General features: G+C 41.5%; 20 protein-coding genes. 12 read left to right on the top strand and 8 right to left on the bottom strand.

What is annotated here, in order from left to right:
* Positions 1-13 precede the first annotated feature (13 nt).
* Both sbcB and ACMAZF_RS10070 read right to left on the bottom strand, forming a co-directional pair.
* Positions 14-1,426, bottom strand: a complete 1,413-nt coding sequence (gene sbcB / locus ACMAZF_RS10075) for an exodeoxyribonuclease I (protein WP_435273738.1) — start codon at positions 1,424-1,426, stop codon at positions 14-16.
* Between the two features lie 112 nt (positions 1,427-1,538).
* Positions 1,539-3,083, bottom strand: a complete 1,545-nt coding sequence (locus ACMAZF_RS10070) for a methyl-accepting chemotaxis protein (protein WP_435273737.1) — start codon at positions 3,081-3,083, stop codon at positions 1,539-1,541.
* A gap of 973 nt (positions 3,084-4,056) precedes the next feature.
* Here ACMAZF_RS10070 and ACMAZF_RS10065 point away from each other — a divergent pair.
* From ACMAZF_RS10065 to ACMAZF_RS10040, 6 genes are all read left to right on the top strand, one after another.
* Complete coding sequence (locus ACMAZF_RS10065) at positions 4,057-4,488, top strand: thioredoxin domain-containing protein (RefSeq protein WP_435273736.1); 432 nt, start codon at positions 4,057-4,059, stop codon at positions 4,486-4,488.
* Between the two features lie 52 nt (positions 4,489-4,540).
* Entirely contained in the window at positions 4,541-5,263 is a 723-nt protein-coding gene (locus tag ACMAZF_RS10060; protein ID WP_435273735.1) for a hypothetical protein, read from the top strand.
* A gap of 95 nt (positions 5,264-5,358) precedes the next feature.
* Positions 5,359-6,072 (top strand): spondin domain-containing protein, encoded by a 714-nt coding sequence (locus tag ACMAZF_RS10055; RefSeq protein WP_435273734.1) that lies wholly within the window; start codon positions 5,359-5,361, stop codon positions 6,070-6,072.
* Between the two features lie 10 nt (positions 6,073-6,082).
* Positions 6,083-6,829, top strand: coding sequence for a spondin domain-containing protein (locus tag ACMAZF_RS10050; RefSeq protein WP_435273733.1), 747 nt, complete (start codon positions 6,083-6,085; stop codon positions 6,827-6,829).
* Positions 6,830-7,002: 173 nt separating this feature from the next.
* Positions 7,003-7,698, top strand: a complete 696-nt coding sequence (locus ACMAZF_RS10045) for a response regulator transcription factor (RefSeq protein WP_435273732.1) — start codon at positions 7,003-7,005, stop codon at positions 7,696-7,698.
* Between the two features lie 20 nt (positions 7,699-7,718).
* On the top strand, positions 7,719-9,230 hold the full coding sequence (locus ACMAZF_RS10040) for a sensor histidine kinase (RefSeq protein ID WP_435273731.1): 1,512 nt from the start codon (positions 7,719-7,721) through the stop codon (positions 9,228-9,230).
* Between the two features lie 63 nt (positions 9,231-9,293).
* Here ACMAZF_RS10040 and glpE read toward each other — a convergent pair whose 3' ends face one another.
* The 3 genes from glpE to ACMAZF_RS10025 all read right to left on the bottom strand — a co-directional run bounded on the left by glpE (position 9,294) and on the right by ACMAZF_RS10025 (position 11,705).
* Complete coding sequence (gene glpE, locus ACMAZF_RS10035; RefSeq protein ID WP_435273730.1) at positions 9,294-9,602, bottom strand: thiosulfate sulfurtransferase GlpE; 309 nt, start codon at positions 9,600-9,602, stop codon at positions 9,294-9,296.
* A 32-nt stretch (positions 9,603-9,634) separates the two neighbouring features.
* Complete coding sequence (locus ACMAZF_RS10030) at positions 9,635-11,368, bottom strand: DUF3413 domain-containing protein (RefSeq protein WP_435273729.1); 1,734 nt, start codon at positions 11,366-11,368, stop codon at positions 9,635-9,637.
* Positions 11,369-11,480: 112 nt separating this feature from the next.
* On the bottom strand, positions 11,481-11,705 hold the full coding sequence (locus ACMAZF_RS10025) for a DUF1414 domain-containing protein (RefSeq protein WP_435273728.1): 225 nt from the start codon (positions 11,703-11,705) through the stop codon (positions 11,481-11,483).
* 150 nt (positions 11,706-11,855) lie between these two features.
* On the opposite strand from ACMAZF_RS10025, the gene yejK reads away from it, so the two are divergent.
* The 5 genes from yejK (at position 11,856) to ACMAZF_RS10000 (ending at position 15,754) form a co-directional block, all read left to right on the top strand.
* A complete protein-coding gene (yejK, locus tag ACMAZF_RS10020; RefSeq protein ID WP_435273727.1) occupies positions 11,856-12,881 on the top strand; it encodes a nucleoid-associated protein YejK in 1,026 nt (341 codons plus the stop codon).
* Positions 12,882-13,015: 134 nt separating this feature from the next.
* On the top strand, positions 13,016-13,906 hold the full coding sequence (locus ACMAZF_RS10015; protein ID WP_435273726.1) for a hypothetical protein: 891 nt from the start codon (positions 13,016-13,018) through the stop codon (positions 13,904-13,906).
* Between the two features lie 35 nt (positions 13,907-13,941).
* Positions 13,942-14,769, top strand: coding sequence for a M23 family metallopeptidase (locus ACMAZF_RS10010; RefSeq protein ID WP_435273725.1), 828 nt, complete (start codon positions 13,942-13,944; stop codon positions 14,767-14,769).
* A gap of 65 nt (positions 14,770-14,834) precedes the next feature.
* Complete coding sequence (locus ACMAZF_RS10005) at positions 14,835-15,191, top strand: HIT domain-containing protein (protein WP_435273724.1); 357 nt, start codon at positions 14,835-14,837, stop codon at positions 15,189-15,191.
* On the top strand, positions 15,188-15,754 hold the full coding sequence (locus tag ACMAZF_RS10000; protein WP_435273723.1) for an NAD(P)H nitroreductase: 567 nt from the start codon (positions 15,188-15,190) through the stop codon (positions 15,752-15,754). Before ACMAZF_RS10005 ends, ACMAZF_RS10000 begins: the two co-directional genes overlap by 4 nt.
* A 91-nt stretch (positions 15,755-15,845) precedes the next feature.
* Here ACMAZF_RS10000 and asnS read toward each other — a convergent pair whose 3' ends face one another.
* Positions 15,846-17,246 (bottom strand): asparagine--tRNA ligase, encoded by a 1,401-nt coding sequence (gene asnS, locus ACMAZF_RS09995; RefSeq protein WP_435273722.1) that lies wholly within the window; start codon positions 17,244-17,246, stop codon positions 15,846-15,848.
* Positions 17,247-17,617: 371 nt separating this feature from the next.
* On the opposite strand from asnS, the gene ACMAZF_RS09990 reads away from it, so the two are divergent.
* On the top strand, positions 17,618-17,974 hold the full coding sequence (locus ACMAZF_RS09990) for a hypothetical protein (protein ID WP_435273721.1): 357 nt from the start codon (positions 17,618-17,620) through the stop codon (positions 17,972-17,974).
* 52 nt (positions 17,975-18,026) lie between these two features.
* Here the strand turns inward: ACMAZF_RS09990 and ACMAZF_RS09985 are convergent, their stop codons facing one another.
* Together ACMAZF_RS09985 and pabB are read right to left on the bottom strand one after the other, a co-directional pair.
* Positions 18,027-18,596, bottom strand: coding sequence for a CoA pyrophosphatase (locus tag ACMAZF_RS09985; RefSeq protein WP_435273720.1), 570 nt, complete (start codon positions 18,594-18,596; stop codon positions 18,027-18,029).
* A 34-nt stretch (positions 18,597-18,630) separates the two neighbouring features.
* Positions 18,631-20,019, bottom strand: a complete 1,389-nt coding sequence (gene pabB, locus ACMAZF_RS09980) for an aminodeoxychorismate synthase component I (protein ID WP_435273719.1) — start codon at positions 20,017-20,019, stop codon at positions 18,631-18,633.
* Positions 20,020-20,119 lie beyond the last annotated feature (100 nt).

The following is a 20,119-nucleotide window of genomic DNA, read 5'->3' as shown; positions in this document are numbered from 1 at the left end:
ACTATCTAATGTTTTACAAGCTGCTCGCATATTCGAATAAGGCTTTTAAAATCGCCATTTTTCGTTCATCAGACCCGTGCTCTAAAGCCAGAGTTTCTAACTGATAAGCATAGCCTTGTCCATCCATCGTATTCATTCGGTAATCGTTCCAGCGCTGTTGCTCTGACTGAGATAGCGTTAATGGGAAGTTACGCGCTCGGTAGCGAAATAGCATTTCATTAAGTCGCTTATCTTCAAAATTGAAATCAATCGCAGGGAGTTGCTCAGGCGGTGTTTGCAGAAGTCTTTCCATCGCATTCTTATCATGATGTGAAAAAAATCCGCCGCTATAAAGCATTAAATCAGGATTGGTTTCTTCTGGGTGTTCATTTTGGATTTGATAAACGTTGGTGACTGTCTCTCGTAGCTGGGGATTTGCGATGAGTAAATCAAGATTCTTTCGGCACAACCCACGGTCAATTCCGTGTTGGTCTGCAGCCTCTTTGGTCAATGTTTTTGCGGGTGCTATGACTGGGCACTTGTTAATGTGAATTAACTTTAAAGCGATTGGCAGAAGGTGGCCTAAATCACTTCGCTTTGTATACATGCGTTCATTGATTTCTTGCGCAGTCAATTCCAAAAGAGGACTTAAATCCATATTGAGATTGACACAGACCATCGCGTTCTTGTTCACTGGATGATAGGCAATCGGTGCGATGTAGGTTGAACATCCCGACGTGGCAGGGATCTTTGAACTAATATGAACTAATGGCGTGAAATTTACTAAATCAAATTGTTTACTTACTTGTGCTTTGCGGCGTAGATTAAAGACATAATCAAAGAGTTTAGGTTGCTTCGTTTTAATTAGTTTGGCCATTTCAATCGTGGCAATCACGTCGCTAATAGCGTCATGCGCGCCTTCATGGGAGATATTATTAGCAGCCGTGAGTAACTCTAGTCGAAAACTTACCACACCTTCGTCATTAGTCGGCCATGTTATGCCGTCAGGACGCAATGCATAGCATGTTCTAACCAAATCAATAATATCCCAGCGAGAACAGCCGTTTTGCCATTCTCTAGCGTAGGGATCTTGAAAATTTCGATAAAGTGTTTGACGAGTAATTTCGTCATCAAAACGAATATTGTTATAACCTGCCACCGTAGTGTTTGGCTGGCTGAATATGTTGTTTATCTTTTCGATAAATTGTGTTTCTGGCATGCCTAAGCGGTTGACTTTTTGTGGCGTTAAGCCAGTAACAAAACACGCTTGAGGTGCTGGTAAATAGTCGTTAGCTAACTCACAATAAAGTTCAATTGGATCGCCAATGATATTTAAATCAAGATCAGTTCGAATTGCCGCGAATTGCGCGGGGCGATCACGCCGAGTGTCGGCACCCCAAGTTTCATAATCGTGCCAAAGGATAGTGGGTTGAGATAAGTTAGTCATAGAAAATGTTTTTATCAGAGTATGCTGCAAAGTCTATCAGCATTAGGGGAGAAGACCAGTCACGTTTTAATCTAGTGCGGAAAAAGGCGCCAATTGGCGCCTCTTTTCCTTATTATCCTTTGAATTGAATTATCAGACCTTGTTGCTCGCGTAATTTATCAAGAAGGCTAAGGCTCAATTCGGTTGCTTCCCGACCATGTGATTCACTTTGTGAGGACATATCAGAAATGGCGATGACGTTCTGATTAACCTCTTCTGCGGCGATTGCCTGTTGGCCGATGGCTTCAGCTATTTGTTGGCTAATTGCCGCGATATCACTAACTTCATGATGTACTTTCGCCAGTGACTCACCCGTTTGCTCAGAAAGTTTGACGCAAGTATCAGACAATTTATTGCCTTCACTCATCGCGAGAGTCGCTGAATCAGACTCTTTCATTAATTGGGAAAGTAGATCGTCGATTTCTTTCGTCGAATGTTGTGTCCGCTGGGCGAGGGCACGTACTTCGTCTGCAACAACCGCAAATCCACGGCCTTGCTCGCCAGCCCGCGCAGCTTCAATAGCGGCATTGAGTGCTAAGAGATTGGTTTGCTCAGCAATTGAGCTAATCTCGTTAGACACTGACTCGATGGAACGACAACCTGATGTCAGATTATTAATCGCATTATCGACTTCGTTTAATTGGTTAGACAGCTGGTTGATTGCATTGGTGGTCTTGTTAACTTGTTCTTGACCTTGACTACTGATTTTCAAGCCTTCGTGGCTCGCATGTGCAGCTTGACTCACCGTTTGTGTTATTTCTTGCACAGTGGCTGACATTTCGTTTGATGCAGCAGCCACTTGCTCTGTTTCATGGCGTTGTTCGCTAAGGATTTGTGACACACTGGCTCCACGCTCTGACGATTGTTGAGCTGTATCATAAATAATTGAGGATATATCGCTTACGCGACCGACAATAGCCTTCATCTCAGCGTCTCGTTTCTTAAAGGCAAGCTCTATAACACCAACGTCATCGTTATTTCCGGAATATAGATATGTCATCAATGGATTATCAAAAATATCTTTCGCCATATTAACAACTCGTAAATACTTTTGGCGCCATGTTATGAATAGACCTGTTGTAGACATTAGAATAATCACTAAGGCTACGCTACCAATATTTATTCCTGAAGAATAGAGATTGAGAAGGCTTGCTGCTGTTGCCGAAAGAATTAAACCTAGGATCCATTGAGTTTGATCGGTCTTCGATTTAGCTTGACGTGGAACATTGCCCTGAGCCAATTTAGGGTAAATCTCATTAGCACGTTCAATGACCTCGGGCTCTGGGTAGGTTCTCACTGATTGATATTCGTGAATTTTACCGCTTTCATCCTTGATTGGTGTCACAAATGCGTTAACCCAGTAGTAATTACCATTTTTACAACTGTTTTTCACTGGCCCCATCCATGATTTACCCGATTGGATAAAACTCCACAGATCATTAAAGGCTACTTTGGGCATATCGGAGTGGCGTACCATATTATGTGGATGGCCAACCATTTCGTCTAAAGAATAACCAGCGATATCACAAAAATGCTGGTTTGCGTATTTGATCCGACTGTCTAAATCCGTTGTAGACAACAAAATATCAGACTTCGAAAATTTCTGTTCTTTACTCATAACAACTTCTCGCAAAAAATTTAAATTATCCTGATTACTTCTCTCTTTCCCTGTAGCAAAGTTTTGAAAAGTAGCTCGTTACCATTAAAATCATAACGACTTATGCGGTGAAAGTATTGTTATAATTCAAATTTATCGGCTTAATTCTTAGTTATATATTTCTAATCAATTTTCTAAGACGCCGTAAACATAGTGTGGTAAGCGCTTTTATTCGTATTGTCGGCAATGAATTTTGCGTAATTATTCTCAAAGAGGCTCAGTAGCGGAAATAATACTTAAGTGTGGCTCTTGTGGCATTCAGTAGTTACAACGGAGTATCTAAACGTTGCTAGTTCTATTCCAATTGGTTATAACGATGAGCGTTGGAGCCAAGAAATATTAGGGTCTGTTGATCTTTTGAGTTCATGTTTGCAGCAATTTGTTTGGGGTTTCTACAAGGCAGAGCCTATGTGGTGTAGCTGGCTCGATAATAGCTCCTGCATTATCCTAATGGGCTACATATCCATGTAGCAATACACGAATAGGCGATAACGCGGTAGAAATAACAAACAAATGCTGCCCGTAGGGTTCACCTAAACGTATTTTGTGCGGCGTTATTCGTCATTCACCTATGACTGCACGGATGCAGGAATTAGAGCGACTCAGGAGGCAAAGCCGAGATAAACTAGGCATCAATCCTCATGCCTCGCCCACAGGGATGTAGGTGCTTATACTCAGTCTGGAACAATGAACATGTGCCCAAAATCCTTTTAGATTGAACAAAATTTGAACCACAAATTTGAACCGCAAAGGTCAACAGACCCTAGAGAGTAATTCATATGATGACACGATTCTAGCACAACAAATTGCAACCTTTGCCTTACTTGTAAATCAAGGAATGATAGAATTGATTTATCAGTAAGGTGAGATATGCCAAACGATCAACCAGTTTGCTGTATTACACAACCAACGCCACGTAAATATAAGTGATTTTATGAGTAATTTTTCAGTCGAGTGTAGCGCGTGTGCTAGTGCCACAAAACTATCTTTATCAGCGATTAACAATAAGCATGAATGCCATCATTGCCGTACGCCATTACTGGATGGCGTGGTCATTGAAATGTTGCCACACCATTTTGTCCCGTTATCCAAGGCTAAGGTACCATTGTTAGTGTTTATGTCTGGCCCTAATTGTTCTATCTGCAAATCGTTTTTTGAAATATTTACCAAGAGCGCTAGAAGTCACTCTGGTAAAGTCCGGTTTGCCCATGCGTATTTACCAAAAAATAAGGCGTTTGCAACCAAGTATAAGTTGCGTGGAGTACCGACTATTGCGCTATTTAAGCAAGGGAAACTAAAAGGAATGGTGAACGGTGGCATGCGGCCAAAAGAGCTATCGCAATTTATTGCAAACTCCTTGTCGTAAAGTTAACTGGTTTCGGTATAATTCATCGAAATTTTCATAATGAGAACATTCTGTGATTGATATTTCATTCTATAACATCGTAGTGCCAATCTTGGCACTCTCACCTTTCTTTGCATTTTCAATTTTGTGCCTGATCCTAAAAAAAGGGCAGTTGTGTCCTGGGCAACACAGCCGCATCCAAGCTGAATTAATTACGATTTGGACGGTAATTTTTGTATCCTTAATGATGGCGGTTGAAACCAGTTTATCTAACTGGTTTATTGGTGTCGGGGTGGTTGGCGGCGTATACGGAATTCTATTAAGCATTTGGCAGGGAAAACTCCCCAATAAGCGCGCTATTCCAGACAAAGCCATTTATGGTGCATTGTTGCCATTGGGGATATATGCCATCGGCATATTATCTACCCAATCAACGCCATTGGTTCTATTGCCAGTAATTGTCACTGGCGCGGTGCTGGCACAATTAATTTTAGTAAAAGCAAAGCATCGTTTAGTCGCGTTCAATCAATTGTTGCCTATTATTGGTGTGATTGGGAGTGTATTGAGTTTAGTCATCTTGGGCTTTGGACTATTTGAAAATGACAGTGCATCATTATTTGAACAGATCACTCCTGAATTATATTGGTACTTTGGATTTTTATTCATTGGTTTAGGATTATGGCTACTGCCACTATTTACCAGTGACGAACAAAGTTACACTTTGTTGGGGGTTGCCACGTTTTTGATCTTAATTTCACAAATATTATGGTATGAAGTTGTTGTAATTATTGGATAAATTGATTTGTTATAATTTTGTGATAAATTGACGATAGTTTCGGGATATTTGCTTTCTAAGATTAGTGCAACACTAAATCAAAGGAAGTAAATATCATGAATAATAAGAAGACTTTACTCGCTACAAGCATTGCTGGATTAATCGCACTGTCTAGTGCCTCAGCATCCGCTGCAGAATTAACTATTAAAGTAACAAACCTAACTCACGGCATGGTGTTCACACCACTGCTAGTTGCCAGCCATGATAGTGATACTCATCTATTTAAAACCGGTGAAGCAGCTTCTGTTGCGCTTCAGAAAATGGCTGAAGGCGGAAGCATTGATGATCTTGGTGCCGAAATTGATGCAGCAAATGGGCATAAAGTAGCTAATCCTAATGCTGGCTTATTAATGCCTGGTAAATCGACATCAGAATTCGACTTGAATACTGAATCAGATACACATCTTTCATTAACCGCCATGTTATTACCAACGAACGACGCATTTGCGGGCGTTGATGCGTGGACTATCCCTACGGAAGCTGGCACTTATACCATCAATGTTAATGCGTATGATGCGGGTACTGAAGCCAATAACGAACTTTATGTTATGGGTGCGGGTATGCCGGGCCAACTTGGGATCCCTGCATTCCCATTAGGTGACGCTGGTGAAAACGGTACAGGCTTATCTACTGAAGACACCAATAAGACGGTGCATATTCACCCAGGAAATATTGGTGATGCAATGCAAGATGGCGGCAAAAGTGATGTCAGCAACACTGTTCACCGTTGGTTGAATCCAGTGCTACGAGTAACTGTAACAGTTAAGTAAGGAGAGATTTATGAAAAATCTATTTAATCCGAAAAAATCGATCATTGCATTGGCCTGTGTTTCGGCGTTGACCTTAGCGGGTTGTGGCGGTAGCTCTAATTCGTCGACACCTGCACCGACACCAACGCCTGCACCTACACCAGCACCAGCACCGACTTATGAATATGAAGTAACGGTAACAAACATTACAAGTAATCAGCCGCTATCGCCAATTACCGTAGTTACTCACAACGATGATTATAAGCCATTTAGTATCGGTGAGCCGGCCGATGCGGCACTTGAGTTGTTAGCGGAAGCTGGTGACAACACAGAAGTGTTAGCGTTATCTACAATTGTTAATAAAGCAAGCGATACCGATCCATTAGGACCCGGTAAAACATCGACCCAAACGATTGAAACGACAGAAACTACATTGAATTTGTCAGTATTATCAATGTTGGTGAATACAAATGACGCCTTTACAGGTCTTAATAGTCACGATCTCACTAACTACAACGTTGGCGATAGCATGTCATTTCGTTTAAACGTCTATGATTCGGGAACGGAAGCGGATTCAGAAACTGCAGCAACAATACCCGGACCAGCGACAATGGGACAAGGCGAAGGCTTTAATGTTGCACGGGATGATCGTGCTGACCAAGTAACCATGCATCCTGGGGTTGTGACACAAGATGATGGATTACCTGATTCAGTGTTGGATTCCACTCACCGTTTTGACAATCTTGTTGCAAGGGTGACTGTTAAACGCGTTAAATAATACCAATTGTATTAAGTAAGTGATCTTGTTGTGCGTAGAGAAAATCAGCTAAAACAAGGCGCTCGATTGACTAATAGCTGGCTATTAGGATTGAGAGCAACGCCATTTTAGTTAATTTTAACAAGTACAAGTGGGCAAATATTTAATGCAATTGGTATAAGATAGGAAAATAAATGAGCCAGCATATATTAATCGTTGAAGATGAAGTCGATCTTGCTAACTTAATTGAAATCACCTTAATCAATGCTGGCTTTGAAGTTTCCAAAGCCAATGATGGGAAAACAGGCCTATCATTGGCGCTTAGCGGTAGTTTTGATCTGATGATGCTCGACATTATGCTGCCAGAAGTTGATGGTCTGGAAATATGCCGTCAAGTACGTTTAAACGATCCATCTACACCCATCATGATGTTAACCGCACGAGATACTGAAACGGATCGCATCATGGGGCTCAATATGGGGGCTGATGACTATCTTACTAAACCTTTTAGTATTCGAGAACTTGAAGCACGGGTTAGAGCGTTGTTTCGTCGGTCACAACTTAGTGTTGATTCAAAGCCGCCATCGCAAGATTTAGTTTTTGGTGAACTGTGCATAGAGCCAGAACGTCATAAAGTCTCATTTCAAAACTCCCCAATCGACCTTACATCAACAGAGTTTGATCTCATTCATTTTCTCGCAAGAAATCCTGGGCAAGTCTTTAGTCGAAGCCAGTTACTCGATTCTGTATGGGGATACAATCATCTTGGCTACGAACACACCGTAAATTCTCATATCAATAGACTGCGCGCAAAACTAGAAGCGTGTGACACTTTGCCAAAGGTCGTCCATACAATATGGGGCGTCGGTTATAAATTCGAATATCTCTAATCACCCAGACAGGAATCATCATGCAATTATTTAAAGGGCTGACGAGTCGATTAATCATCTTATTCGTTCTCGTATTCGTTTCCATTACCTTGATGTTTCTCTGGTTTATGGGCAATTCATCAAGAAGCTATGAGCAGCAAGCAACGCAAGCGCTGCATGAAGAATTAGCGGCTCACATGTTAATCGAAGCGCAAATCTTAAAAAATGGTGAAATTGATCCTAAAGCGCTTAAGTACACCTTTCACAATATGATGTTATTGGGACCTGCATTTGAGATTTATGTGGCGGATACTCAGGGTAATTTACTCGCACATGCTGCGGAAGAAGGAAAAATAAAGCGTGATAAAATAGCATTAGGGCCCATCAAAGCATTTACATCACCAGATGTGCAGTTTCCACTGCTTGGCGATGACCCTCGTCATCCCAATCGGAAAAAGATATTTTCCGCAGCGCCGATAAACTACGAAGGTCAACATCAAGGTTACCTTTACGTCATCATTGGCTCAGAGCTTGAAGATAAAATTATAGCGAACTTAACCAACAATAGATTACTCAATGAATCTTTGATCCTTGGCGGGAGCGCATTATTGTTTGCGCTATTTGTTGGAACAATACTGATCTGGTTAATTACCAGACCATTGTCTCGAATGACCTGTAATGTTCTGATGTATCAAGAAGAGCAACTATGGCATCGCAATCAACAGTTAAATCTAGTGGAAAATTCGACGTCGTGGCTTAGTTCAAATGAAGAAGTGGCGTTAGCCAGTGTCATCGACAATATGTCCGAGAAGATTGCCAGACAGCTTGAACAGTTAAAAATCAAAGATATCCAGCGCAAAGAACTTCTGTCGTATATTTCACATGATTTACGAACGCCGTTATCGTCTCTAACAGGCTATATTGAAACGTGGCAAAAGCAATTCGGCGACTCGGCTGAAGATAGCAGTGCACATTACATTGATGTAGCGCAGCGCAACGCTAAGGTATTAAGTGGATTAGTTGAACAAGTCTTCGAACTAGCCCATTTAGAGACGGGGAGTGTCGAGCTTCATCAAGAGCCAATTGCAGTCGCTGAATTAGCGCAGGACATCATGGACTCTTTTGATCTTCGAGCGCAACAAGCTGGCGTTGAACTTGACGTCAGTCCTAAAGACACCTCACTGCAAGTTGATGCGGATATCGCAAAACTAGAACGCGTATTCGGTAATTTGGTTGCCAATGCAATTCGTCATACACCACCGGGCGGGCGCATTGTGATCCGTTTTGATCTCGTCAATTTTGACAATCAAGAAAAGGTTCATATCACCGTCCAAGATAGTGGTGTCGGGATAAGCAAAGATCAATTGCCAAGAGTGTTTGAAGCCCATTTTCGAGCGAGTAATAAAACCGACCGTGAATCAGGTAATGCGGGCCTTGGATTAGCAATAGTTAAAGCGTTATTAGCACTGCATCATAGTGATATTGAAGTCGAGAGTGAAGAAGAGCAGGGAACCAGTTTTAGTTTCTATCTACCGCGCTATCGAATCAATTAGACTATTGAAATAAAAAAAGGCCAATGATTGACCTTTTCTTCATAGTCATTTCAACGGCATGGTCTAGTTACTTGACTGTGCGTTTTGATAGGCTTCAAAACCGCCATCTAAAGAGTAGACTTCTTCAAACCCTCGCTCAAACAAAAACTGTGCAACGCCTTGACTACTTATCCCATGATAACAACAAACAATGAGTGGCTCATCCATATCCAAATCGCTTAGATGTTGCTCTAGATTGCCTTGGTTTAGATTGAACGCGTTAGGGATACACGCCAATGCATAAGACTGAGGGTCACGTGTATCTACTATGTTGATAGTGCGCTGTGCTTGCATTTCTTGTAATTGCTGAACACTTAGATGCTGATATGCCATTAAATTTCCTGTTACTGCTGTAATTTTCTTCGTTAAGGTTCAAATCGTTCGATATTTGTCATTAAATCCACCAGTGATTGAAAGGATAACTTTCCATCGTCTTGGCGGATGTAGTGCTTATCAAAAAATCGATATTGACCTTGACGATCTATTTGGGTGTTGTTGCCATCTTTGTATAACGAGAAGTAATGCGCGTTGCCTAAATAGAACATGTCAGATTGTTGTGTACTCTTAATGTCATAACCAACACTAATATCGCTCGCTGGATTGCCACATTTAAAGTGGCTTTTTAAAAGCGTCGGTAATACGTCGTAGTGAGATGTTGCTTTAGTAACCTGTTGAGGTTCAAAATTTGGGCCAACAATAATGAGTGGAACCTGTAAGTTTACTTGAGAGTAATCTGACGAAGATTGATTATAAAGTCGCGTTAAATCATTACCTCGATGACCGGTAACCACAACGGTGGTCGTAGTTAAATCGACTCCTTGGAGTAACTCGCCAATTAATCTATCTGTATAATGTAGTGAGTTAACATATTGAGTAGCAAGCACTCTTTGTGGTGCAGAACTTGTTTGCGTAAGCGCGTGGTCGAAATTAAGCAATGTATTAGTACCGATATTCAGTTGCTGACTGGCATAGAGTGTTATGTTGGCAAAGTAGGGGGCACCGCGTTGTTCACCAATCCATTGCGCTAAATCGTCAACGTTTTCTTTATCAACGGCTAATGCGTCTTTATTGGTGAGTTGATCGGCATGAACGCCAAAACTTTTCCTAATACTTTTATTGGTAAGCTCGATTAACGGGCTCGATAATTTCTGTGCGGTAAATGCAGGACGATAAATGGCGGGCAGGCCAGTTTCAAAACCGAAGGTTGCATCAGTATCTTCAAGTGAGTTGGTAATATGGGCTTGTGCAGATAACCCTTGCGCAGACAATGCCGTCAGCTTTGGCATGATTTCAGGTGTCACTAAATCTTCATTGACTCTGGCGACTGTAATAACAAGCAAATTTGTCTCAGTTGCGTGGCACTGTAGCGGACTCAGTGGATAGATAACTGATTTTGCGCTTTTATTGATCATTAAATCTTTTTGATGTGTCTCATCTAGCCAACCTTGACGTTTAATAAAACTGCGGGCTGTCGATTGGTGAGCAAAAGGAAAGGTACGATCAAATGATAATACAGGCCGATATATTGTCGCATCAGCCCATATATGCACCATGTGGCTTAACAAAAACATTACACCAAAAAATGCCGCAAGTTTATTCCCGATGTCCCACTGACGAATGACGTGTAACCTCTTCCATATTAGATTTGCGATGGTGAGTTCAACGACTAATAAGGCAATTAAAAACAAACTTATAGAGCTCCAGCCTATGGTGTTGTTGAGATTAAATCCATCGAGGTCAAACGCAAATAAATTGAAATGTAATTGATAGTTTTGATAAACGCTGCCGTCAATCAAAAGAGCAACAATAGACAGCGTTGCAAGTACCGCGCCTGCGCCGCGCAGAATATGAGAATAGGGGAAGACAAAGGTTAATGGAAACAACACTAAGACATAACAAATAATGCCAAGCAGTCCGAAATGCCCAATCCAAGCCATCAAAACATAAAGTACAGAGATAACGGTTGCTTGACCTTCCGCGGCAAAAATATACCGAACAGCCATCAGCATCGCTAATAAAATATTCGCAAACATGAACCAATGACCCCAGCTAATAAGTCTGGATACTCGGTCTTTATATGAATTTGTATTGTCTACCATAAGATGTTCTATCTATTAGCGAAATTTATATTAGTAATCCGCAGATTATCACACGCACTAAAAAGGCACGCAAGTTGGATAATCATGCGTGCCTTCAAATAGTCGTTAATACTTAGTGAAGCTCAACTTCTACCGAGTTTTCAAGCGCTTTTGCGAAGCTAGCAGCAACTTGTTTACGCTGGGCTGGGCTGACACTATTATTGATGACCGACGTCGCGGCATTTCCAAGTGCCATTAAACTTAGATCTGCTTTTGATTGACTGTTTTCTAAAACAGTTAATAATTGCATGATTAAACTTTCGACTTGTTCGTTAGTGTATTTTGATTTTACAGCCATGTTGCTCTCTTAATTGACTAAGAAGTCGTATCAAATGCGTTGAAGATGGTGCTAATTTGCACAATCTATCGCAAGCTGACAATTACTTCGGGATAATTGGAATAAAACACGGCTATAATACAGCAAATTTTGGCTTGGGACTAATATCAAATGAGTGTATCGATTCGTCATATCATTTTACATCAACTTAACACCACCAGTAACGGTGACGTTACTTTTGAAGCGCGCGATCAAGTATTATCGTTGAATAATGACGTAGAAACCTTAGTCAGCGAATTACATCGTATTTATAACAGCAAACAAGGTAAGGGTTACGGTTTTTTTGCCGACGATGGCGACGGAGAACAAGAATTTTCACGCGCCTTAACGGACTATCTTGACCAAGATAATGACTTCGTTTCATTTTCACAACAAGCCATCAAGCTGCTGCAAACTGAGTTGATGAAATATAACTTTGCAGAGCAAGGTTATTTAATGCTTGCTAACTATACCCATATTGCTAGTAACTATTTATTCGTGGCCTTGATCTCACCAAAAGACTCCATCGCAGTAGATGAAACGTTAGAGGTTAGTGCAACTCAACATCTAGAGCTCAATAATTTGCAACTTGCAGCACGAATTGACTTAACGATGTGGCAAGCACAGCCTGATTGTAATCGTTACATTTCATTTATTCGCGGCCGCGCTGGTCGTAAAGTGTCAGATTTCTTTCTTGATTTTATGGGGTGTAAAGAAGGCATTAATGTCAAAGAACAGAATAAGAGTTTGATGAATGCGGTAGAAGATTATTGTTCGGCTAGTGAATTTGATCGTAGTGAAAAAGAACAATACCGAGAAAAAGTGTTCGATTATTGTAAAGATAAAATCGACAGTGGTGAAGAAATTGGCATTAAATCACTGTCAAATTCGGTTGCTAGCGATGGCGAAAGCGGTCTCTATCAGTTTGTAAATCAACACGGTTATGAACTTGAAGATGAAATTCCAGGAGACAGAACTACATTGCGCCAGCTAAAGAAATTTTCTGGCACCGGTGGCGGCGTTACCGTTGGCTTCGAACAAAAGCATTTAGGGGAACGTGTGGTTGTCGATCTACATAACGACACTGTCACTATTGTCGGGATCCCACCGAATTTACGCGACCAATTAACCAGACGTCTATCAAGTGATAACGAGTAATATTGATAAAACAATGCCTTGATCACACAATCATGGTGCATTTGCGTTACCGTGATTAATTTGCCAGTTTGTTGGTTATAATCTCGATAATTTTAATAGGGTGGACTGTCTTTCCGCCCAACGTAGGAAAATTCATGAAACTTTTTGTAAATAATTTAACGGTCATCGATTACTCATACCTTTGTGAAGAACGCGGTATGGTTGGAGAAAGTCTAATCGTCGATATCGAGTTAGATGGCAGCCTCAATGATGAATGTATGGTGCTTGATTTTGGTTTGGTTAAAAAACAAATCAAAGCGGTCATTGACGACGAAGTCGATCATAAATTATTAATCCCAGCTCAGAATAAATGTATTTCGTTCAATATATTGGAAGAATCAACTCAGATCTTATTGGATCGTCCAGAGCAACTACCGATATATCTTAACTGCCCACATGAAGCGTTTGCGCTTATCGATAAAGACGTTGTGGACGAAAATGGCATCATTGAACATCTAGAAGCCGCCATTATGAAGGTGTTGCCAGAGAATGTAACGGGTTTGGTATTGAAGCTAGCAGCAGAACCAATTTTTGGTGCTTTCTATCATTATAGCCATGGCTTAAAGAAGCATGACGGTAATTGCCAACGTATCGCACACGGACACCGCAGTATTATTGAAATTGAACGAAATGGCGAAAAAGATGAGGCGTTAGAGCATTATTGGGCATTGCGCTGGCAAGATATTTACTTAATCACCGAAGAAGATATGGTGTCTAGTGACGACATTACTGTGCCAGAAGCGCTTGAAGCATTACGCCATGTGCCAAATCTATATAGTGTTGCATACGATGCGCCGCAAGGCCGGTTTGAACTTATGATGCCAGCAGATGTCTGTGAAATACTTAACTTTGACACGACCGTTGAGCAACTGACTCATTTTGTCGCCCATACATTAGCCAATGAAAATGTTGGTGATGACATCAGTGTCATTGGTTATGAGGGCGTTGATAAAGGCGCAATGGTCTGCGCCAAAATAGAAAATTAATAGAAAATTAATAGACAATTTAAGGATATTTATCAATGAAGAGACATTTGCCGTTATTTGTCTTAGCTTGTTGCACATTATCAATTAATGCAATAGGGGAAGAACGTCAGTTGACATCGAACACGTCTCTATCAGGTGATTTCATTCAAGGTGGTATGCTTGTAGGTCAGACTCGCTCTGCATCGTTAGTTAAGTTAAATGATGTCCCAGTCAAAGTCGCCGATAACGGCGTTTTTGTGATTGGTTTTGGCCGTGATGCCGCGCTAAATAATACGCTATCTATAGATTTTAAAGGTGCAAATAAAACGGTTGATTTTACCTTAGGAAAACGTAATTACCGTGAAAGTCGTGTGACAGGGATAAGTAAGAAAATAACTCATCCCAATCCCAAGAACGTAGCTCGCGCACAGAAAGACGCAAAAGAAGTACGGGCGGCAAGAGCTAAATGGTCTACCGCGCAAAACTTTAAACAATCATTTATTTGGCCCGCACCAGGACGAATTAGTGGCGTTTATGGATCGGTTCGATTTTATAATGGAAAAATGGGACGTCCTCACTATGGGGTGGATATGGCATCGCCTATTGGCACCAAAGTCGTTGCACCGGCGGATGGCATTGTACGTCTTTACGTTCCAGATATGTTTTATTCTGGCGGAACGCTAATTATTGATCACGGTATGGGGGTCAGCTCTACGTTCCTCCATTTAAGCAAGGGACACGTTAAACCTGGAGATATAGTCAAGCAAGGCGATCTTATTGCTGAAATTGGCAACACAGGACGTTCAACTGGCCCGCATTTAGACTGGCGAATGAATTGGATGAATCAACGAATTGATCCTCAGCTTTTAGTGCCAAAGCGCTAGCGTCAACCTCATCACTTAAGTTACACTCATAGCCTTTAATTTTTCACGTTAAATTAGGGCTTATTATGAGTGAAGATACTCTTTTTACAAAAATTATCCGCAAAGAAATTCCATCTGATATGGTATATCAAGACGATCTTGTGACTGCTTTTAGAGACATTACTCCAAAAGCACCTACTCATATTTTGATTGTGCCAAACAAAGTTATTCCGACGGTGGATGATGTTACACAAGAAGACGAACTAACCTTAGGTCGGTTATTTACCGTCGCAGCAAAATTAGCCCGTGATGAAGGGATCAGTGAAGACGGTTATCGACTCGTGGTTAATTGCCGCGATTTCGGTGGCCAAGAAGTCTACCACCTACACATGCACTTAATTGGCGGCGCACGTTTAGGCCATATCCCGAGTGTTAAGTCGTGAGTTTTCTGGTAAATCAAGCGGCAATTGACTTTCTGGCTAGCCGTTATTCTTGCGGCAAATTAGCGGCCCCTGCGCCAAATGAACTGGAAGTTTCTAAAATGTTGACGGTGGCCATGCGTGCACCGGATCATGGCGGTTTAAAACCTGCTCATTTTGTCGTCATTAAAGAGCAAGGACTTGACCGGTTAAGTCAGTTATTTGTTCAAGCCATGACGGAAGAAGGTGCAAATGAGATTAAACTCGCTAAGACGCAAAAAATGCCGTATAGAGCGCCATTGATTATTGCTGTTTTAGCAAAAACTGTTGAACATCCCAAAGTACCTCGTTTAGAACAAATCCAAACAGCCGCTTGCGCAACCTTTTCCATTCAACAAATGGCTGTTGCTATGGGATATAATGGTATTTGGCGCACCGGGAGCTTAGTTCAGCACCCTATGGTGCGAGCTGCTTTTGAATTGGCAGAGACTGACGAACTGGTTGGTTTCTTGTATCTAGGGACAGAAGAAGGCGAGGGGCTATGTAAAAAGCCGCCGGTGATTGAGAAAAACGTCAGCTATTGGTAGATATACAATCGTACAAATGTTTGTGAATTTAAATCCGCATAAAAAAGGAGCCTTAGGCTCCTTTTTTATGTACGTGCTAATCAGCTAGTGACTAAAAATTAGCGCTACGCGGTGCGCGTGGAAATGGAATAACGTCACGAATGTTTTGTACGCCAGTGACGTATGACACTAAGCGTTCGAAACCAAGACCAAAACCAGCATGTGGTACAGTACCGTAGCGACGTAAATCGCGGTACCAATCCATGTGCGACAAATCGATGTTCATCTCTTCCATACGCTTATCAAGAACATCTAAACGCTCTTCACGTTGTGCGCCACCGATAATTTCACCGATACCAGGTGCTAATACATCCATCGCTGCAACGGTTTTACCATCTTCATTTAATCGCATATAGAAGGCTTTAATGTCTTTCGGGTAGTTTTGTAGAATAACCGGGCCGCCTACATGCTCTTCAGCAAGGTAACGTTCGTGCTCTGACGATAAATCTACACCCCATTCAACTGGGAATTCGAATTTCTTACCTGATGCTTTTAAAATCTCAATGGCATCGGTGTAATCCATACGGACGAACTCGCTATCAACCATACCTTCTAAGCGAGAAATACATTCTTTATCGACGCGTTGGGCAAAGAATGCCATATCATCAGGACGCTCTTCAAGCACTGCTTTAAATACATACTTAAGCATCGCTTCAGCAAGATTTGCAGCATCAGATAAATCAGCAAACGCGATTTCAGGTTCAACCATCCAAAATTCTGCAAGGTGACGTGTTGTGTTTGAGTTTTCAGCACGGAACGTTGGACCGAAAGTATACACTTTACCTAACGCACAAGCGTAGGCTTCAGCATTTAATTGGCCAGATACGGTAAGGAAAGTTTCCTTACCAAAAAAGTCTTTGTCGTAATCAACGTTACCTTGATCGTTCAACGGTAGGTTCTCGTTGTCTAGCGTACTTACACGGAACATCTCGCCAGCACCTTCAGCATCACTTGCAGTGATTAATGGCGTGCTTACCCAGATATAACCTTGCTCGTGATAAAAACGGTGAATAGCTTGAGATAGCGTGTTACGAACACGAGCTACTGCACCAATAATATTTGTACGCGGGCGGAGATGAGCTACTTCGCGTAAAAACTCAATGCTGTGGCGTTTGGCTGCCATTGGGTAGGTTTCAGGATCGTCAACTAAACCAATGACCTCAACCTCAGTGGCTTGGATTTCAAACGATTGACCTTTACCTTGAGATTCAACAACTTTACCAGTAACGGCAACTGAACAACCAGCGGTTAGAGAGAGTACGTTGCTATTATAATTTTCTAGAGTATTTTCTATAACCGCCTGTACTGGATCAAATCCTGAACCATCGTATATCGCTAAGAAAGAGATCCCTGCTTTAGAATCTCGACGAGTACGAACCCATCCTTTAACTGTGGTAATTTCGCCTTGCGGTACTTTCCCCGCAATAATATCGGCTACAGTGGCCAAACTCATTAAACTATACTCCAAAAATTTTATAAATTAACTGTGCAATATTACTTGGCTTTGTCGAATACACAAGTGCAAATAAGCAATAAATCGCGCACTTTAAGCCGATTTATAAGCTGGTGGGGTAAAAAATAGGCGACTTGCTGCTTTATAGATTAAAATTAACGAGATGAGGTCCTATTTATACCAATTGCATTAAGTAAGTGATCTTGTTGTGCGTAGAGAAAATCAGCTAAAACAAGGCGCTCGATTGACTAATAGCTGGCTATTAGGATTGAGAGCAACGCCATTTTAGTTAATTTTAACAAGTACACGTGGGCAAATATTTAATGCAGTTGGTATTACACCTAGTGTTCTGAGGAAAATAAGGTAGGGCAATGAATAAACGAGTTCTGTTAGATAGATTTCATTTACTGACGTATGCGATGACCATTGTCGGTTGGGCACTATTGATCTACGCGCTTATAGTTTTTGACAATGCCAGGCCAGAAATGGCCACCGTTGTAACTAACTATTTTGGGATTGACGTTCGCCAAAACTGGTTAAGGGATGTTTATGATAGACTGAAATTTCTTTTGTGGTTTTGCGCGGTGTCTAGTTTTCTAACGTTGATTTTTAACTATATCCTCAAAGTTACCCATAGAGAGCGCATCTCAATGGCTATCCTATTGCTGTTTGTCGTTTCTGCGGCCGCTATATCGCTATTACTTATTTTAAATCCGACCGCTATTTAAGGGCTATTAACAAATTGAGATACCATTTTATAAACGGGTACTCTCAAACTGACTAATCTTCTAACAACAGCCGAACTTGTTCAATAATTGCAGCGGTTGCCCCCCAAATAGCGTGTCCCTGACTTGGTTTGAAATAAACGTTAACCGTCAGGTTTGGCCGAATGATCGGTAACATAAAGTGAGTAGGGTTAAACAAGAAGGTTTTAATAGGGACTTCTATAACATCACTCACTTCGCCGACATTCGCAGTGATGTTAGCCCGTTGATCGACAAATCCTAAGTAAGGCTTTATACGAAACCCAGTAATGGTGTCATGAAAGGGCAGTTCTCCAAAGAGGTCAATGTCATCAAATTCGATGCCTAGCTCTTCTTGTGTTTCTCTAATCGCCGTTGTTTTTAGGTTCTCATCCTCTACATCATGCTTACCGCCGGGAAAACTAATTTGGCCGGGATGATGACGTAGATGTTGACTGCGTTTGGTTAAGAGTAAACAAAGCTCGTTATTTCGTTCAATAAAAGCGAGTAATACGGCACTTTCTTTAAGCGGCATATGGGTAATTTTGAGTTGGGTATCCGTCAATGTGCGAAGGCTAAACCGCATAATAAGTTCCTGTCTATTCATGGTTTAATGCCTTGCTCCTTTATTACTGCGCCAACTAATTACGAATGTCTAAACCACTTAGTACCGGCATGATTGACGCTAATTTATCAAAGCATTCCTGATACTCGGCGTCTGCGGTTGAATCAGCAACAATACCACCACCAGCCCAACAATACATGGTGTCTTTAGTCGAAAGTACTGTACGAATGGTAATTGAAGTATCCATGTTGCCATTGGCACTAATATACCCGACAGAACCACAATATATGGAACGTCGTGATGGCTCTAAGGTATCAATAATATTCATCGCACTTATTTTTGGAGCACCAGTAATCGAACCGCCAGGGAATGCGTCACGTAACAACTTGATAGGGGACACATCACTTGGTAACTGCGCGGTGATCGTGCTCACCAAATGATGCACGTTCTCAAAGCTTTCGATGTCGAAAAGCTTTGGCACCTGCACAGAGCCAGCTACGGCGCTGCGTCCGATATCGTTGCGAAGGAGATCGACAATCATTAAGTTTTCGCTTTGATCTTTTTCGCTTGCTCTCAACGTATTCTTTAGTGCTAAATCTTCAACAGGATCCTTACTGCGCGGCATGGTTCCTTTTATCGGCTTGGTTTCAATCGTTTGATGTTTAGTTTGTAAAAAACGTTCTGGTGATAGGCTCAATACGGTGAAGTTTTCTAATCGTACAAAAGCGCTGAATGGCGTTTCATTGGCAGCTGCTAGCGCTTGATAGGCCGCATATTCATCACCTGATTTTGTTAATGAAAAACGTTGTGTGAGATTGATTTGATAACAGTCCCCAGCACGCAGGTGACGCTGTACTTGATGAAATCTCTCAGAGTACTCATCACGATTAATTTGATGTTCCCAAGCAGTCAGGGCACTAAACGTTGAAAGATGAAGTTCTTTTTGATGATAGCTGTTAACCGCATTTATATAATGTTGATGTTCCTCGACATTGGATTGCGAAACAACGCTAATGGTGTCCTTTCGTCTATCAAAGATAAGCGCATGCTTATAAATACCAACAGCCATTACAGGTAGTTCTATATCTTTCAATGATTCGCTATTAATTGATTCGCAATGGCGGCCTAAGTCATAACCAAACAAACCAAGTGCGCCGCCTGTAAAGGGGAGATCTTGATCCTGAACACAAAAATCAAATAGCGCCAACTCTTGCGCCAATACGTCAAATGGATTTTTGCTGGACGTCTTGGTGTGGCCAGTTTGCTTATCAACAATTGTTGTTGTGTCGTCATCGGAGCTTAAAGTCATAATCGGATCAAAGACAATGATGTCAAAGTGGGCGTCGACGTGATTGCTACAGCCGGAATCAAGCAACATTGCCCACGGCAGGTGTGCTAATGATTTAAATAGCTCTCGAGATGAGATGGATAAATTAAGGGGGCTAGTTTGAAACGCTGCGGACATTTTAACCTTTTACTGCTCTTGGACATTGGTAGCACTTGGCTAGTGACTTTATTGCAAGGTATTATATACTGAAATAATAAAAAGTTTTAGCGCTGTCTAT

The sequence above is a fragment of the Psychrobium sp. nBUS_13 genome (assembly GCF_051201665.1).
Taxonomy (GTDB): domain Bacteria; phylum Pseudomonadota; class Gammaproteobacteria; order Enterobacterales; family Psychrobiaceae; genus Psychrobium.
This window is presented reverse-complemented; position numbering and strand designations above follow the sequence as displayed.